Source organism: Streptomyces radicis (assembly GCF_003626575.1).
GTDB classification, from domain to species: Bacteria; Actinomycetota; Actinomycetes; order Streptomycetales; family Streptomycetaceae; genus Streptomyces; species Streptomyces radicis.
The window spans coordinates 119799-136788 of record NZ_RBDY01000012.1 but is presented as its reverse complement, the minus strand read 5'-3'; the positions used below and the strand labels follow the sequence as shown (position 1 = coordinate 136788).

Genomic DNA, 16990 nt, shown 5'->3' with positions numbered 1-16990 from the left:
CCCGGCGATGACCGCCGTTGTGCCGCCCCCGGGGCCGCCGACCCCGCAGGGCGAGGCCATGGTGGCCGAGCTGCGCTGGATCCACGACATGATCCGCCGCGACCTCGGCATCGCCCTGCGGCTGGCCGACGAGGTCACCGCGGGCGCGCCCGCCGACGAGATCAGGAGGGGCCTCACCTCCCTCGCCTCCCAGGGCCCGCTCTGGCAGCTGAAGATCAACTGCCTGCGGTACTGCCGCTTCGTGCACGCCCACCACGGCATCGAGTCCGCGTCGCTCTTCCCGGCCCTGCGCGCCGCCAACCCCGCGCTCGGCCCCGTGGTCGACCGCCTCGAGGCCGACCACCGCACCGTCTCCGACGTGCTCGACGCCGTCGAGGCGGAGGCCGCGGGGCTCGGCGGCCCCGACGAGCCCGCGGTGCGCGGGCGCCTCGCCGCCGCGCTCCGGCGCCTCGCCGACGAGCTGCTGCCGCACCTGGAGTACGAGGAAGAGCACATCTCCGGCACGCTGGCCACGTTCACCGGACCCACTGGCTGAAGGACGGCACCCATGGAGCACACCGAGGAGAGCTGCGCCCGCGCGTTCACGGCGCTCGCCGACGCGCACGCCCGCGTGAGCGAGGCGCTCGGGGCCGCGCTCGCCGCCTCCTGCGGCCTGACGGTCAACGACTTCGAGGTGCTGGTCCGCCTCAGCGCCGCCCCGCCGCCCGGGCTGCGGCTCAAGGATCTTGCGCCCGCCGTCCGGCTCACCCAGCCCTCGCTCAGCAGGCTCGTCGCCCGCCTCGAGGCGGGCGGCCTGGTCGCCCGCTCGGGCGCCCCCGACGACCGGCGCGGCGTGCTGATCACCCTCACCGCAGCGGGGCGGGCCGCGTTGGACGAGGCCGTGCCGATACAGACGCGGATCGTGCGCGAGCTGCTCCTCGACCGGCTCACCCCCGAGGAGCAGGACCTGCTCGCCCGCGCCCTGGCCCGCATCGGCGAGCAGGGCTGACCCCACCCGCGAACCCTCAAGCCCTCAGGAGAACGCCATGGCCGCACCGGCCCCTTCCCCTTCCGTCGCCTTCGGCCTCAACGTCGACCCCCATGCCGCGGGGCTGCCCACCGCCGCCCGCATCGCCGAGATCGCCGACACCGCGGGCCTCGACTACGTCGGCATCCAGGACCACCCCTACCAGGCCGACTTCCTCGACACGTTCACCCTCATCACGTGGCTGGCGTCCAGGACGCGCTCGGTCCGCTTCTTCCCCAACGTCGCCAACCTCGCGCTGCGCCCGCCCACGATGCTCGCCAAGCAGGCGGCCTCGATCGACGTGCTCAGCGGCGGCCGCGTCGAACTCGGCCTGGGCTCCGGCGGGTTCGTCGACGCCATCGCGGGGATGGGCGGCCCGCGCCGGTCGCCGGGGACCGCCCGCGCCGCCCTCGGCGAGGCCGTCGACATCATCCGCGCCGCCTGGGCCGGGCAGCCCTACGCGTACGAGGGCGCCCACCACACCGTCCCCGGCACCCGCCCGGGCCCTCGCCCCGCGCACGACATCGCCATCTGGCTCGGCGTCATGGGCCCGAAGGCGCTCGCCCTGCTCGGCGCCAAGGCCGACGGCTGGTCCGTCTCCAGCCCCTATGTCCCGCCGGAGCGGCTCCCCGGGCTCAACGCGATCATCGACGACGCCGCGCGCGACGCGGGCCGCGACCCCGCCCGGCTGACCCGCCTCTACAACGTGATGGGCACGGTCGTGCCCACCGCCCATGACCCGTTCAACGGACCGGTGGAGCACTGGGCCGACACCCTCGCCGAGGCCCACACCGCGCACGGCATGAACACGTTCGTCTTCTGGCCGGGGCGCGACCGCGAGCGCCAGGCCCGGATCTTCGCCGACGAGGTCGTCCCCGCGGTGCGCGCCCGCCTGGGCTGAACGTTCCGCCTCGGGTGAACGCCCCGCGCCCGGCTCAGCTCAGCCAGCCGCGCGCCGCCGCGCGCACGCCCGCCTGGAAGCGGTTGGTGGCGTCGAGCCGGTCCATCAGCTGGGCCACCAGCCTGCTGATGGACCGCTGGGCGAGCCCGAGGCGTTCGGCGATCTCGTCGTTGGTGCGCCCCGCCGCGAGCAGCATCAGCACCTCGCGCTCCAACCCCGTGGGCTCAGGGCCCTGTTCGGCCTCCCGCTCCGTGAACTCCACGCCCTCGTCCCAGCACTGGTCGAACAGCTGGCACAGGAAGCCGAGCACCGAGGGGTCGCGCACGAGCGCCGCGCCCGCCGCCGTGTCGTGCGGGTCGAGGGGCAGAACGGCGCAGCCGCGGTCGTAGATCTGCATGCGGGACGGCAGCACACCGGCGCTGCGCACCCGCGCGCCCGCCGCCGTGATCAGCTCCGCGTAGTGCACGGTGGGGCGGTGGCGGCGCGCGCTGTGCTGGAAGAGCGACCTGATCCTGATGCCGCGGCCGAGCAGTTCGAGGTCGAGCGGGGTGGCCGCGCCGATCGCCGCCTCGGACTGCCCGCCGCCGGGGGCCAGCGCGTCGAGCGAGGCCACACACGTGCGCGCGAGGTCGTCGATGACGGCCCTGATGTTGTCCAGGCCCCTGACCACCTCGACGCTGCTGCGGGCGAAGCGCAGGCTGCGCGCCTCCAGGTAGTCGCCCGACAGCGAGTGCAGGCGCTCGCGCGTGGCGGCCATGGCGATGCGGCGCTCCAGGACGTCCTGCTCGAACGGCGCGAGCAGCGCGTCCGCCGCGCTCTCCGGACTGATCGCCACCCAGCCGCCGCCGGGCGACTGCTGGAGCAGCCCCAGCTGGGCGAGCCGCTCCTCGGCGGCTGACACGTCCTCCACCGTGAGACCGGCCCTGGCCGCCAACTGGCTGGCCAGATCGGTGGGATGGGTCACGCGCAACTGATAGACCCGCACGGTCACCGCGTCGATCTCGTCGTCGAACGACGGGGACGAGTGGAACGAGTGGGACACGCCCTTGTCCTTTGATTCGGTCCGGGGATTCGATTCGGTCCGGGGAGGGGGATTCAGGACAGCCAGCCGTTGAGCGCCGCGCGCACCCCGGCCTGGAACCGGCTGTCCGCGTCGAGCCGGTCCATCAGCCGCGCGACCACGCGGCTCACCGACCGGGGCGACACGCCCAGTTGGTGGGCGATGGCCTCGTCCTTCTTCCCCGCGGCCATCAGCAGCAGCACGTCACGTTCGACGCCGGTGGGCTCGGGGCCTGACGTGCGCTCGGCCTCGGAGAACTCCGAGGCCCTGTCCCAGTAGTGCTCGAACAGCTGCTGAAGGAAGCTCAGGACCGCCGGGTCGCGGATCAGCGCGACACCGACCGCCGTCTGAGCCGGGTCGATCGGCAGAACGGCGCAGCTGCGGTCGTAGATCAGCACGCGGGACGGCAGGACGCTGGTGATGCGCATCTGGGCCCCCTCCCGTTCCAGTGCCTCGACATACTGCACCGTCGGGGGGTGGTTGCGCGCGGTCTGCTGGAACAACTGGCGCATTTTCCCGCCCCGTTTGAGGATCCTGAGGTCCAGCGGCCTGGCCGCGCGGACCGCCTCCTCGGTCGGGCGCCCCGGCATGAGCGCGTCGAGCGACGTCATGCAGGTGCGGGCCAGGTCGTCGATGACGGCCCTGATGTTGTCGATCCCCTCGACGACTTCGATGCTCGTCTTGGCCGAACGCAGGCTGCGCGCCTCCAGGTAGTCGCCCGAGAGCGAGTGCAGGCGCGCGCGGGTGGTCGCCATGGCGATGCGGCGTTCCAGGATGTCCTGTTCCAGGGGGGCGAGCAGGGCGTCGGCGGCGCTCTCGGGGCTGATGGCCACCCGGCCGCCGCCGGGCGACGACCTCAGCAAACCCAAGGAGAAAAGGCGTGATTCGGCATCTTTCACATCATCCGGGGTCAGGTCGGCCCGCGCCGCGATCTGTTCCACCGAGTCCGTGGGATGGATCACACGGAGCCGGTAAACTGTGGTGGCCGCTGTGTCTATTTCGCCGGATTCGTGCACGCTCTTCTTCCTTGGACGACATCGGCCTGCCCCTGGCGTCAACCTGACAGGCGAGATGATGCCACAGCGACTCTATCGACTTCCCCGTGAAAGCTCGTGAGCATGATGAGAGTCACCATGCCACTTATGTTCGCCTCTGTGGGCACGGAAGAGGGAAACTGTGAAGAAGTTCGCTCTCAGTGTTATCGCCGCTCTCGCGATCGCGGCGGCCACTGTCGGGTTCGCCCAGGGCACCGCCACCGCGGCGGGTCAGAGCTCCGCGAATCAGTCGGTCGGCACGACGAGCCTCTGGTACTGACCAGAGTACGCGCCCCGAGCGCCGTTTGACCACGATCCGATCAGCTCGATCACGCATGGATGCCCTCGAAGTCGTCCGGGCCAGGCCCGCAGGATGAAGCGGATAGAGGAGGCGGCACGATGACGCCCCAGACTCCCCTGGCGGTCCTGCTCAGTCCACGGCTCGCCGTCGTGGAAGCGGCTCGCGAGGTCGGAGCGCGCAGCCTCGTGCTGGCGCCCGATCTCACCGACCCGGACATCCGGGAGGCTGCCGCGGCGGCCGACGAGGCCATGACCGTCGACTGGCGGGACCACCCGCGGTTGATGATGGCCATCGGGCACCTCGCCAACCTCTCGGTCAGGGTCTCGGTGTTCGGATTCGCGGAGCCGAGCGCGCTCATCGCCGCACGGGCGAACGAGGCGCTGCGCTTCCCCGGGAACCCCCATGCGGCCGTCGCGTACCTCACCGACAAGGCTGCCCTGCGCGGCAAGGTCAACCAGCTCACCGGTGCCCCCGTCCGGTTCGAGCACTGCGACCGCGCCGCGCACCTGGCAGCAGTCGCCGAGCGCGTCGGCTTCCCGTGCGTGGCCAAGCCACGTACCGGGTTCGGCGGCCAGGACGTCCATCTGCTGCGCGCCGCGGCGGACGCGGCGCTCCTGGCCGCCGATCTACCTCCCGAGCCCGCGTTGATCGTCGAGGAGTTCCTCGAGGGGCCCGAGTACAGCGTGGAGGCGCACTCCCAGGACGGGAAGCACCGCATCCTGGTCATCACCAGGAAGCACACCAGCGGCACCCCCGGGTGCCCGGAGACCGGCTACGACCTGCCGGCGGATCTGGACGACGACACCACCGACCGGATCCACCAGCTGGTCCATGCCACGCTCAACACGGCGGGCCAGCGCAGCGGTCCGTCCCAGACCGAGGTCATCCTCACCGAGGAAGGCCCGCGGCTGATCGAGTCGCACGCCCACCCGGGCGAGGACCGCGTCAGCGAGCTGCTCCTGTCGACCGGGACCGACATCCCGGCCCTGACGATCGCCACCGTGCTGGGACTTCCCGCACCGGCCCCGGCCCCGGCCGACCGGTATGTGGGTATGCGCTTCCTGCGGTTCCCGCCCGGCCTTCTCGAAGGCGTGGACGGGTTCGCGGAGGCGCGGGGACTGCCGGGTGTCACCCGGCTCGAGATCGACGTTCCCCTCGGCAGCCATGTTCCGGAGACCACCAGCCGGGTCGCCGGACATGGCTTCGTCACCGCCGTCGCCGACACGTCACAGGAGTTGGAGGCCGTGCTCCGCAAGGCCATGGACACCGTGCGTCCGGTGGTGGTTGCCGCGTCCTCGAAGGAGGAGGAGCACACTGCTGCCTGACCTGTTCCCCGCGTTGGTCCCCCCGGGGACCCCGGCCCCACGGACAGACCTTCTCCTTCCCTTCCACGGCGTGCTCGCCCAACCCCTGGGCCGCGCCAGCTACTACGTGCTCGAACGCCGCGACGCCGCGGGCGACATCCAGCAGCGCGGCGTCATCGGTGCCCTGAGCCTGGACGGCGTCGAGACCGGTCACGTGCTGCGCAGGCAGCAGGTCGGCGAGTCGGACGTGCGCGTCCAGGCCAGGCTGCTGCGGCAACGCGGCGGCGTGATCGAGCCGTTGCTGCTCGCCGCGCCCGACCTCACCACGTTCCAGCGGTGCATCGACGAGACCACGCGCGGCCCGGCCGACCAGGAGCTCGCCACCCCCGAGGGCGGCGTCCAACGCCTGTGGGCCTGCGCCGCGTCGTGGACCGCCGACCCCCCGGCGCTCGCTCCCGTGCTGCTCGCCGACGGGCACCACAGGCTCGAGGCCGCCCGCCGCCTGCACCGGGCGCACCCCGGGGCGGTGGCCGACCGGCTGCTCGCGCTCGTGGTCGACCACCGGCGTTACCCCTTGACGCTGTCGGCCACCCACCGCGTGCTGCCCGGGCTCGACATCGACCGCGCGGTGCGCGCCGCCGCCCGGATCGCCCGCGTGCACGCCCACCCGCCGGGGGCGCAGCGCGTGCCGCGCCCAGGAACGTTCCTGCTGACCGGCGGCGGCCAGACCTGGGGGCTCTCCGAGATCTCGCCCGCGGCGATGGCCGGGCGGCTGCGGTCCGTTCCCGCGGAGTGGGTCGAGCTGCCCGCGGCGATCAGCGACCATGTGCTGATCCCCGCGCTGTGCGAGGACCAGGGCATCGAGCCCGCGCCCCGCTACACCAGCAGCGTCCCTGGCCCGGGCGAGGTGGGGCTGATCCTGCCGCCGCCGACCTGGGACCAGATCTGGGCGGGCGCGGCGAGCGGGGCGGGGATGCCCGCCAAGAGCACGAGCCTGGGACCCGTGCCGGTCGCCGAGGGCGGCTGGCAGCGCTAGGCCCCGCCCGGGCGGGCTTCGGGGACCGGCCGGTGCCCGTCGGATGCGGTGCTCCCCCGGCTCGACGCGTCGGCGCGCTGCGCTCACGGTGGGGTCAGGGCCCGGGTGAGGGCGAGGTTGCGTCGGTGTCACCTGCCGCCACGGGAAGGAAACGCGGCCTGCCTACCGTCGGGCGGGATGGCCAACCGACCCCGCTGGAGGCGCCATGCCGATGCCCGAGCCCGCAGCAGCCGAGATCGCGGCGGCCACGCCCGCGGCCACCCGCCGAGGGGGGCGCTGGATCGACGCGTGGGACCCGGAGGACGAGGACTTCTGGCGCACCACGGGCGAACGCGTCGCCCGCCGCAACCTCGTCCTGTCCATCGTGGCCGAGCACATCGGGTTCTCCATTTGGACCCTGTGGTCGGTGCTCGTCCTCTTCATGGGCCCCGAGTACGGGGTGGACGCGGCGGGGAAGTTCTTCCTGGTCTCGGTCGCCACGCTGGTCGGCGCGCTGGTGCGGGTGCCCTACACGTTCGCCGTGGCGCGCTTCGGCGGCCGCAACTGGACGGTCGTGTCCGCCTCGATGCTGCTCCTGCCCACCGTCGCCGCGTGGCTGGTGATGGAACCCGGCACGTCCTACGGGACGTTCCTGCTCGTCGCGGTCCTCACCGGCGTCGGCGGCGGCAACTTCGCCTCGTCCATGACCAACATCAACTCCTTCTTCCCGCTGCGCCGCAAGGGCTGGGCCCTCGGCCTCAACGCGGGCGGCGGCAACATCGGCGTGCCCGTCGTCCAGCTCGTCGGCCTGCTGGTCATCGCCACCGCGGGCGAGGGGCACCCCCGCGTGCTGCTCGCGGCCTACGCCCCGCTGATCGTGCTCGCCGCCGTGTTGGCCTGGCGGTACATGGACAACCTCGGCCCGGTGACCAACGACACCGGCGCCGCCCGCGAGTCGGTGCGGGACGGGCACACCTGGATCATGTCGTTCCTCTACATCGGCACGTTCGGCTCGTTCATCGGCTACAGCTTCGCGTTCGGGCTCGTCCTCCAGAACGAGTTCGACCGCACCCCGCTCCAGGCCGCGGCCGTCACGTTCATCGGGCCGCTGCTCGGGTCGCTGATCCGGCCGCTCGGCGGCTCGTGGGCGGACCGCTGGGGTGGCGCGCGGATCACGCTGCTGACGTTCGCGGGGATGGCGGGGGCCACGGGCGTGGTGATCGCGGCCTCGGTCAGCGGCTCGCTCGCGGTCTTCCTCGTGGGCTTCATCGCCCTCTTCGCGCTCAGCGGCCTGGGCAACGGCTCCACCTACAAGATGATCCCCGGCATCTACCAGGCCAAGGCGCGGGCGCGGGGGCTCACGGGCGAGGCGGCGGCCGCGTGGGGCCGCCGCCTCTCCGGCGCGGCCATCGGGCTCATCGGCGCGGTCGGCGCGCTCGGCGGCCTGGGCATCAACCTCGCCTTCCGGCAGTCGTTCCAGTCCACGGGCTCCGGAACGGCGGCGTTCGTCGCGTTCCTCGGCTTCTACGCCGCCTGCTCCCTGGTCACCTGGGCCGTATACCTGCGGCGCGCGCCAGGGACCGGCGGCGGTGGCGCACCGGCGGCGGCCTCACCCCGCGACGCCAGGGAGCAACACGCCTACGCCGGGGTGTGAGCGCGGCGCCACGCGCCCGGCGCGGGAGCCGGGCGCGTAACGCCGGGGAAACCGGCGAGCCCCAGGGCCGACACGCCCCGTTGACAGTCTCGGCACCGGGCCACCCCACGGGGAGGGCGCGGGAGACGGGCACCGGGGACGGGCCGCAGGGACACGGCACAGGCACGGGCGGGAGCGGATGGGCGCATCGGAGATCAGGCCACTCGACGGGTTCGCCGTGGGCGTCACCGCCGCGCGGCGCGCCGACGAGCTGACCGCGCTGCTGCGCCGCCGGGGCGCGGAGGTGCAGCACGCGCCGGCGCTGCGCATCGTGCCCCTGGCGGACGACGAGGAACTGCTCGCCGCCACCCGGGCGTTGATCGACGCCGCGCCCGACGTGGTGGTGGCCACCACGGCCATCGGGTTCCGCGGCTGGGTCGCGGCCGCCGACGGCTGGGGCGTCGGCGAGGAGCTGCTCGGCACCCTCGGCGGCGCCCGGCTGCTGGCCAGGGGCCCCAAGGTGCGCGGCGCGGTACGCGCCGCCGGGCTGACCGAGGAGTGGTCGCCCGCGTCCGAGTCCATGGCCGAGGTGCTCCAGCGCCTGCTCGACGAGGGCGTGCGCGGCACCAGGATCGCGCTCCAGCTGCACGGCGAGCCGCTGCCCGGCTTCATCGAGTCGCTGCGCGAGGCGGGCGCCGAGGTCGTGGACGTGCCCGTCTACCGCTGGATGCCGCCCGTGGACATCGGCCCGGTGGACCGGCTGGTCGACACCGTGCTCGCCGGGGGCCTCGACGCCGTCACGTTCACGAGCGCGCCCGCCGCCGCGTCCCTGCTGCGCCGGGCCGGGGAGCGCGACCTGACCGAGCCGCTGCTCGCCGCGTTCCGCCACCGCGTGCTCGCCGCGTGCGTCGGCCCGGTGACCGCGCTGCCGCTCCAGGCCCACGACGTGCCCACCCGCCAGCCTGAGCGCTTCAGGCTCGGCCCGCTCGTCCAGCTGCTCTGCAACGAGCTGCCCGCCCGCGCCCAGCCGTTGCTCGTGGCCAGGCGCCGCCTCGAGATCCGTGGCCACGCGGTCGTCGTGGACGAGCGGCTGCGCCCCGTGCCCCCCGCGGGCATGGCGCTGCTGCGCGCCCTGGCCCGCCGCCCCGGCTGGGTCGTCCCGCGCGCGGAGCTGCTGCGCGCGCTCCCGGGTGCGGGCCGCGACGAACACGCCGTCGAGACCGCGATGGCCCGCCTGCGCACGGCACTCGGCGCCCCGGCCATGATCCAGACGGTCGTCAAGCGCGGCTACCGGCTCGCCCTCGACCCGGCCCTCGACAGCGCGAAGTACGGTGAGTGACCCCGCCCTGACCCGCGCGTGTCCGCCGGTTGTCGACTACGGTGGACCGCTGCCGAAGTGGACAGGGACGAAGGGGGTCCGAGGCGTTGGACGTGCGGGAACGGGAGATCCGTGACGAGCAGCGGCACCTTGACGCGGTGTACCGGCGGCTGACCGAGAAGATCCACGAGGCCGAGTACCTCATGGCGGACGCGGCGCGCCGCGTCCAGGTCGGCACGCCGGGCGCGCTGGCGGAGCGTGACGCGCAGGTCTTCCGCGCCGGGCTCCATCTGTCACGCCTCAACAACGAGTTCGAGGACTTCCTCTTCGGCCGCATCGACCTGCTCGCGGGCAAGGACGGCGAGCGCGGCCCCGACGGCGCCACCACCTCCGTCGAGCCGGCCGACGACGCCGTCACCGAGACGCCCGGGGGCGACCCCACCGCCGAGATCGCCGAAACGCTGCACATCGGCCGCCTCGGCGTGCTCGACGCCGACTATGTCCCGCTGGTCATCGACTGGCGCGCGCCCGCGGCCGCCCCGTTCTACCGCGCCACCCCCGTCGCCCCCGGGCGGGTCGTGCGCCGGCGCGTGATCCGCAGCAAGGGGCGCCAGGTGCTCGGCGTCGAGGACGACCTGCTCCGCCCCGAGCTGCGCGTGCTGAGCGAGGGGCACGAGCTGCCCGTGGTCGGCGACGGCGCGCTGATGGCCGCCCTCGGGCGGGCCCGCGGGCACCGCATGACCGACATCGTCGCCTCCATCCAGGCCGAGCAGGACGAGGTGATCCGCGCCCCCGCCGTCTCCGTGACCGAGGTCACCGGGGGCCCGGGCACGGGCAAGACCGCCGTCGCGCTGCACCGCGCCGCCTATCTGCTGTACCAGGACCGGCGGCGCTACGCGGGCGGGATCCTGGTGGTCAGCCCGACGCCGCTGCTCGTCTCCTACACCGAGGGCGTGCTGCCCTCGCTCGGCGAGGAGGGCCAGGTGGCCATCAGGGCGCTCGGCGACCTGGTCGAGGGCGCGTCGGCCGACTCCTACGACGACCAGGCCGTCGCCAGGGTCAAGGGCTCGGCCGCCATGGCGCGCGTGCTGCAACGGGCCGCGCGGGGCGTGTTGGAGTCCGCGCGCGCCCCGGGGCGGCTCCGGGTGGTGGCGTTCGGCAGGCGCGTGGAGCTCGACGGCGAGGCGCTCTCCCGCGTCAGGCAGCAGGCCCTCGGCGGCACGGCCCCCGTCAACCTGCTGCGCCCCCGCGCCCGCCGCCTGCTGCTCGACGCCCTGTGGCGCGCGTCGGGCGCGGCCCGGCGGTACGAGGACCCGGGGATGGCCGAGGAGGCGCGCGAGGCGTTCACCGATGACATCGGCGCCGAGGACGCGTTCATCGACTTCCTCGACGCGTGGTGGCCCGAGGTCACCCCGCTCCAGGTGCTCGCCGCGATGAGCGACGAGCAGCGGCTCGGGCGCTGGGCGCGGCGGGTGCTGCGGCCGCGCGAGATCCGGCAGGTCGCCCGTTCGCTGCGCCGGATCACCCCGGCGGGGGCCGGGCTCTCGGCGCACGACGTGGCGCTGCTCGACGAGCTGCGCGTGCTGCTCGGCACCCCGGCCAGGCCCGCGAGGCCGCGCGAGGCGGACCCGTTGGACCAGCTCACCGGGCTCCAGGAGCTCACGACCTACGCCGAGCGCCGGTCCGCGCGCCGGGAGACGCCGGAGCGCGAGGGGGAGCGCGTGGACTACGCGCACATCATCGTGGACGAGGCGCAGGACCTCACGCCCATGCAGTGGCGCATGGTCGGGCGGCGCGGCAGGAGCGCCACCTGGACCGTGGTGGGCGACCCGGCCCAGAGCTCGTGGCCCGCGCCCGACGAGGCGGCCGCCGAGCGGGACGCCGCGCTCCGCGGCCGCGCGCGCCGCCGGTTCGAGCTGACCGTCAACTACCGCAACCCCGCCGAGATCGCCCGAGTCGCGGACCGGGTCCTCCAGCGCGCGGTCCCTGGCGCGCGCCCCCCGCGTGCGGTGCGCGAGACCGGGGTCGCGCCCCGGTTCACCACCGTGCCCGCCCCCGAGGCGCTGCCCGGCGCGGTGCGCGCGGAGGCCGAGCGGCTGCTCGCCGAGGTCGAGGGCACGGTCGGCGTCGTGGTCGCGATGGGCCGCCGCGCCGAGGCGGCCCGCTGGCTGGCCGCACCCGCGGGCGCGGGGGCGGGCGAGGCCTTGGGGCGGCTTGTCGTGCTGGGCAGCCTGGAGGTCAAGGGCCTGGAGTACGACGCCACGCTCGTGGTCGCCCCCGGCGAGATCGCCGGGGAGTCGCCGTCCGGTCACCGTGTGCTCTACGTGGCGCTGACGCGGGCCACCCAGCGGCTCACCGTGCTGTCCACGCCGGCCGACGAGCCGGGCCCCGACGGCGTTCCTGAGCCGCTGCGAGCGCCCTGACCAGCGTGTCTGCGGCCGGTTGACCTCCGGCGTGAGTGGGGTAGCCTTGAAAAGGCGCCGGCCCGTTCCATGCCCCCGGGCCCAACCATTGTCGCTACGAGCGACCACTTGCCGCGAGGCGAGCTGGCGGGTCGGTGCCTCTGACTTCCCCCCCGGGATCCCCCCACGTTCCTCACCCGCGCTTCGCCCGCGCGTTGTCCTGGCGCCGTCCGCGCGTCGGCTTCCCGAGGGCTCACGTCCGCCCTTCCTGTTACGGTCATATCGGTCGGCCGTCCCGACTTTCACCGGGGGATGAGCTCTCGTAAGGTGACAGCGACTTGGGGGGCGGCAACAGGAAAGTGAAGGAAGTCGACCCATGGCAACGGCGCCCAGTGTCTCCTACTCGATGACGGTCAGGCTCGAAGTCCCCGCGAGCGGCACGGCGGTGAGCCAGCTCACGACCGTCGTCGAGTCGTCCGGAGGCTCTGTCACCGGCCTCGACGTCACGGCGTCGGGGCACGAGAAGCTGCGCATCGACGTCACCATCGCGGCGAGTTCCACCGCGCACGCCGACGAGATCGTCCAGAAGCTCCGCGGCATCGAGGGCGTGGCGCTCGGCAAGGTCTCGGACCGTACATTCCTGATGCATCTCGGCGGAAAGATCGAGATGACATCGAAGCACCCAATTCGCAATCGCGATGATTTGTCCATGATTTACACCCCCGGCGTCGCCCGCGTCTGCACGCAGATCGCGGCCCACCCCGAGGACGCCCGCCGCCTGACCATCAAGCGCAACAGCGTGGCCGTGGTCACCGACGGCTCCGCGGTCCTCGGCCTCGGCAACATCGGGCCGCACGCCGCGCTTCCCGTGATGGAGGGCAAGGCGGCCCTGTTCAAACGGTTCGCGGGCATCGACGCCTGGCCGCTGTGCCTCGACACCCAGGACACCGACGCCATCGTGGAGATCGTCAAGGCGATCGCGCCAGGGTTCGCGGGGATCAACCTCGAGGACATCTCGGCGCCCCGCTGCTTCGAGATCGAGGCGAGGCTGCGCGAGGCGCTCGACATCCCGGTCTTCCACGACGACCAGCACGGCACCGCGATCGTCGTCCTGGCCGCCCTGCACAACGCGTTGCGCGTCGTCGGCAAGGAACTCGGCGCGGTGCGCGTGGTGATGTCGGGCGCGGGCGCGGCCGGGACGGCCATCCTCAAGCTGCTGATCGACGCGGGCGTCAAGCACGCGGTCGTGGCCGACATCCACGGCGTCGTGCACGCGGGCCGCCCCGATCTCGTGGGCGCGGACGGCGATTCGCCGCTGCGCTGGATCGCGGACAACACCAACCCCGAGGGGATCACCGGCACGCTCAAGGAGGCCGTCGCGGGCGCCGACGTCTTCATCGGCGTCTCGGCCCCCGACGTGCTGGACGCCGCGGATGTCGCGGCCATGGCGGACCGCGCCATCGTCTTCGCGCTCGCGAATCCGGATCCCGAGATCGACCCGGCCATCGCCCGGCAGACCGCCGCCGTCGTGGCCACGGGGCGCTCCGACTTCCCCAACCAGATTAACAACGTCCTGGTCTTCCCCGGGGTCTTCCGCGGCCTGCTCGACGCGCAGTCCCACACGGTCACCAGCGCGATGATGCTCGCCGCGGCCCGCGCGCTCGCCGATGTCGTCGGCGAGGACGAGCTGAACGCCAACTACATCGTGCCGAGCGTCTTCAACGAGCGGGTCTCGGGCGCCGTCGCTGGCGCGGTCCGCGAGGCGGCCCAGGGAGCCTAGGGGCGCCCCCAGGAAGACGGGCCACGGGCGGGCGAGTCGGTTGCCCCTGCCGCGCGGGTGACCCTTAGGGTGACCGGGAGGCAAAGCCTCGGGAACGTCACCGGCGGGACGAGCAGCGCTCTCCGTGTGACCCCCGCTGGTGCCGGATTGGCCTTCCCGCCACTGGTGGGGGCAGGATGCGTATCCGGGCGAGGGGTTTACGGCAGGCAGACCCGGGTCCGGGCACTGTCAGTGGGCCCTGGCAGCATCGGCTTCGATCTCACGCCTCATTGGCAAGTTGAACACGGGAGTACGAAATATGAACCGCAGTGAGCTGGTGGCCGCTCTCTCCGAGCGCGCCGAGGTGACTCGGAAGGACGCCGACGCTGTGCTGGCGGCCCTCGCCGAGACCGTCGGCGAGGTCGTTGCCAAGGGGGACGAGAAGGTCACCATTCCCGGCTTCCTGACCTTCGAGCGGACCCACCGCGCCGCTCGCACCGCGCGGAACCCGCAGACCGGCGAGCCCATCCAGATCCCCGCCGGGTACAGCGTCAAGGTCTCCGCGGGCTCCAAGCTCAAGGAAGCCGCCAAGGGCTGACCACACCCCACACGCGACAAGAGGTGGCCTCCCGCCCGGAGGCCACCTCTTTCGCATGCGCCGAACGCCCCGCCCCAGCCCGTCCCCAGCCCGCCCGCGACGCGTCCACCGCCCGTTCCCTGCCGGGAACACCCCCCGGGAACGGGTCTGCGAACGCGCCCGCTACGGGCGTTCGACCTTGGCGCCCAGATCCTCCAGCTTCCGCACGAAGTTCTCGTAGCCGCGGTTGATCAGCTCGATGCCGTGCACGCGCGACGTGCCCTGCGCCGCGAGCGCCGCGATCAGATACGAGAAGCCGCCCCGCAGATCGGGGATCACCAGGTCCGCGCCCTGGAGCGGCGTCGGGCCCGAGACCACCGCGGAATGCTGGAAGTTGCGCTGCCCGAAGCGGCACGGCGTCCCGCCGAGGCACTCGCGGTAGAGCTGGATGCGCGCGCCCATCGCGTTGAGCGCCTCCGTGAAGCCGAGCCGCGACTCGTACACCGTCTCGTGCACGATCGAGAGCCCCGACGCCTGCGTCAACGCCACGACGAGCGGCTGCTGCCAGTCGGTCTGGAAGCCGGGGTGCACGTCCGTCTCGAGCGCGATCGCGTTGAGCGGGCCACCGGGGTGCCAGAAGCGGATGCCCGCGTCGTCAACCTCGAACGCCCCGCCCACCTTCCGGAACACGTTGAGGAACGTCATCATCTCCCGCTGGCTCGCGCCCCGCGCGTAGACGCTGCCCTTGGTCGCGAGCGCGGCGCTCGCCCACGACGCCGCCTCGAGGCGGTCGGGCAGCGCCCGGTGCGTGTAGCCGGTGAGGCTGTCCACGCCCGTGATGCGGATCGTCCTGTCGGTGTCCATCGAGATGATCGCGCCCATCTTCTGGAGCACGCAGATCAGATCCTCGATCTCCGGCTCCACCGCGGCGTTGGACAGCTCCGTGACGCCCTCGGCGAGCACGGCCGTCAGCAGCACCTGCTCCGTCGAGCCCACCGAGGGGTAGGGCAGCTTGATGCGGCAGCCGCGCAGGCCGCGCGGCGCCTCGAGATACTGGCCGTCCGCGCGCTTCTCGATCACCGCGCCGAACTGCCGCAGCACGTCGAAGTGGAAGTCGACGGGGCGCCCGCCGATGTCGCACCCGCCGAGCCCTGGGATGAACGCGTGCCCGAGCCGGTGCAGCAGCGGCCCGCAGAACAGGATCGGGATGCGCGACGACCCGGCGTGCGCGTCGATGTCGGCGACGTTGGCGCTCTCCACCCGCGACGGGTCGAGCACCAGCTCGCCCTCCTCCTCGCCCCCGCGCACGGTCACCCCGTGCAGCTGCAACAGCCCGCGCACGACCCGCACATCGCGGATCTCGGGGACGTTCCGCAGCCGGCTCGGGGTGTTCCCGAGCAGCGCGGCGACCATCGCCTTGGGCACCAGGTTCTTGGCCCCCCGGACGCGGATCTCGCCCTGGAGGGGGGTGCCGCCGTGAACAAGCAGTACGTCGTCCGTCATGGAACTCACGATCTGAACGTAGGAAGCCTTCGGCCACCGGAATCGTAATCCGAGCCGGGCGGCCCGCCTCGGGGGCGGGCCCGGGACAACACTCCCCAGTACCCGGAGGGATGCGGAATCATGGCCCCATGACCGAGGCGTCCTCGCTCACCGGGCGGCTGCTGGTTGCCGCCCCGGCCCTGTCCGATCCCAACTTCGATCGCTCCGTGGTCCTTCTGCTCGACCACGACCGCGAGGGGGCCCTCGGGGTCGTCCTCAACCGGCCGACGCCCGTCGGCGTGTCCGAGGTCCTCCAGCCGTGGGCGGCGCTCGCCGGGGAGCCGGGGGTCGTCTTCCAGGGCGGTCCCGTGGCCCTCGACGCCGCGCTCGCGCTCGCCGTCGTCCCGGGCGCGGGCCCGCTCGGCTGGCGTCGCGTGCACGGCTCGATCGGACTCGTCGACCTGGAGGCGCCGCCCGAGGTGCTGGCCGCCGAGCTGGGCAGCCTGCGGATCTTCGCGGGCTACGCGGGCTGGGGCCCCGAGCAGCTGGAGCGCGAGCTCGACGAGGGCGCGTGGTACGTCGTGGAGTCCGAGCCGGGCGATGTCTCCGTGCCCGAGCCCGAGCGCCTGTGGCGTGCGGTCCTGCGCCGTCAGAGAGGCAGTCTGGCGCTGCTCGCCACATACCCGGACGACCCGTCGCTCAACTAGGCTGGGGACCCATGAGCACTCTTGAGCCCGAGCGCGGAGCGGGCACCGGCACGCTGGTCGAGCCCACTCCGCAGACGACGCACGGCGATGGCGACCATGAGCGCTTCGCCCACTATGTCCAGAAGGACAAGATCATGGCGAGCGCGATGGACGGCACCCCCGTCGTCGCGCTCTGCGGCAAGGTGTGGGTGCCGGGCCGGGACCCGAAGAAGTATCCGGTGTGTCCCATGTGCAAGGAGATCTACGAGTCCATGGGCGCGTTCGGCGGCGGTGGCGGCAAGGACGGCGGCGGCAAGAAGTAACGCCGCGCATGCCCTGATCGTGTGAGTCGCCCGGGCGCCCGTCCGGCCCCCGAAGGCCCCCCGCGGAGAGGGCCCGAAGGCCCCGGTGGACGCCCCGACCACCCCCGCGTCTGCCGGGCGGGAAAATATGCCAGAGTTGCCACGTCCCGGCTCCCAGCACGTACCGTACGGCTCGGCAGCCGGGACGAC

The 16990-nt window shown here is 73.2% G+C and carries 15 protein-coding genes; 12 read left to right on the top strand and 3 right to left on the bottom strand.

The annotated features are described in order from the left end of the window. The first annotated feature begins 7 nt into the window (after nt 1-7). From D7318_RS17765 to D7318_RS17755, 3 genes are read left to right on the top strand one after another with little or no spacing between them, the layout of a single operon-like run. Nucleotides 8-535: a hemerythrin domain-containing protein gene (locus tag D7318_RS17765; protein ID WP_183091461.1), complete on the top strand. Its 528-nt coding sequence runs from the start codon at nt 8-10 to the stop codon at nt 533-535. Between the two features lie 12 nt (nt 536-547). Beyond that, on the top strand, nt 548-988 hold the full coding sequence (locus D7318_RS17760) for a MarR family winged helix-turn-helix transcriptional regulator (protein ID WP_120698088.1): 441 nt from the start codon (nt 548-550) through the stop codon (nt 986-988). Nucleotides 989-1025: 37 nt separating this feature from the next. Then, on the top strand, nt 1026-1907 hold the full coding sequence (locus D7318_RS17755) for an LLM class flavin-dependent oxidoreductase (protein ID WP_120698087.1): 882 nt from the start codon (nt 1026-1028) through the stop codon (nt 1905-1907). Nucleotides 1908-1941: 34 nt separating this feature from the next. Here the strand turns inward: D7318_RS17755 and D7318_RS17750 are convergent, their stop codons facing one another. Further along, complete coding sequence (locus tag D7318_RS17750; protein ID WP_230423837.1) at nt 1942-2949, bottom strand: helix-turn-helix transcriptional regulator; 1008 nt, start codon at nt 2947-2949, stop codon at nt 1942-1944. 53 nt (nt 2950-3002) lie between these two features. Next, nucleotides 3003-3836 carry a helix-turn-helix transcriptional regulator gene (locus D7318_RS17745; RefSeq protein WP_230423836.1) on the bottom strand — a complete coding sequence of 278 codons (834 nt, stop codon included), beginning with the start codon at nt 3834-3836 and terminating at the stop codon, nt 3003-3005. 564 nt (nt 3837-4400) lie between these two features. On the opposite strand from D7318_RS17745, the gene D7318_RS17740 reads away from it, so the two are divergent. From D7318_RS17740 to D7318_RS17705, 7 genes are all read left to right on the top strand, one after another. Continuing rightward, nucleotides 4401-5627, top strand: coding sequence for an ATP-grasp domain-containing protein (locus D7318_RS17740; protein ID WP_183091462.1), 1227 nt, complete (start codon nt 4401-4403; stop codon nt 5625-5627). A 70-nt stretch (nt 5628-5697) separates the two neighbouring features. Continuing rightward, entirely contained in the window at nt 5698-6642 is a 945-nt protein-coding gene (locus D7318_RS17735; RefSeq protein ID WP_183091463.1) for a DUF1015 family protein, read from the top strand. Nucleotides 6643-6853: 211 nt separating this feature from the next. Beyond that, entirely contained in the window at nt 6854-8275 is a 1422-nt protein-coding gene (locus D7318_RS17730; protein ID WP_120698138.1) for a nitrate/nitrite transporter, read from the top strand. Between the two features lie 178 nt (nt 8276-8453). Next, nucleotides 8454-9593 (top strand): uroporphyrinogen-III synthase, encoded by a 1140-nt coding sequence (locus D7318_RS17725; protein ID WP_120698083.1) that lies wholly within the window; start codon nt 8454-8456, stop codon nt 9591-9593. Between the two features lie 86 nt (nt 9594-9679). Further along, nucleotides 9680-11995: a HelD family protein gene (locus D7318_RS17720; RefSeq protein WP_183091464.1), complete on the top strand. Its 2316-nt coding sequence runs from the start codon at nt 9680-9682 to the stop codon at nt 11993-11995. A 355-nt stretch (nt 11996-12350) separates the two neighbouring features. After that, the gene (locus D7318_RS17715; protein WP_120698081.1) at nt 12351-13754 is read left to right on the top strand and encodes an NAD-dependent malic enzyme; all 1404 of its coding nucleotides are present in this window, start codon (nt 12351-12353) and stop codon (nt 13752-13754) included. A 298-nt stretch (nt 13755-14052) separates the two neighbouring features. Continuing rightward, a complete protein-coding gene (locus D7318_RS17705; RefSeq protein WP_113685828.1) occupies nt 14053-14331 on the top strand; it encodes an HU family DNA-binding protein in 279 nt (92 codons plus the stop codon). 162 nt (nt 14332-14493) lie between these two features. Here the strand turns inward: D7318_RS17705 and murA are convergent, their stop codons facing one another. Further along, the gene (murA, locus tag D7318_RS17700) at nt 14494-15813 is read right to left on the bottom strand and encodes a UDP-N-acetylglucosamine 1-carboxyvinyltransferase (protein WP_120698080.1); all 1320 of its coding nucleotides are present in this window, start codon (nt 15811-15813) and stop codon (nt 14494-14496) included. Between the two features lie 128 nt (nt 15814-15941). Here murA and D7318_RS17695 point away from each other — a divergent pair, with 128 nt between their 5' ends. Continuing rightward, entirely contained in the window at nt 15942-16499 is a 558-nt protein-coding gene (locus D7318_RS17695) for a YqgE/AlgH family protein (protein ID WP_120698079.1), read from the top strand. A gap of 11 nt (nt 16500-16510) precedes the next feature. Next, entirely contained in the window at nt 16511-16801 is a 291-nt protein-coding gene (locus tag D7318_RS17690) for a DUF3039 domain-containing protein (protein WP_120698078.1), read from the top strand. Nucleotides 16802-16990: the final 189 nt, after the last annotated feature.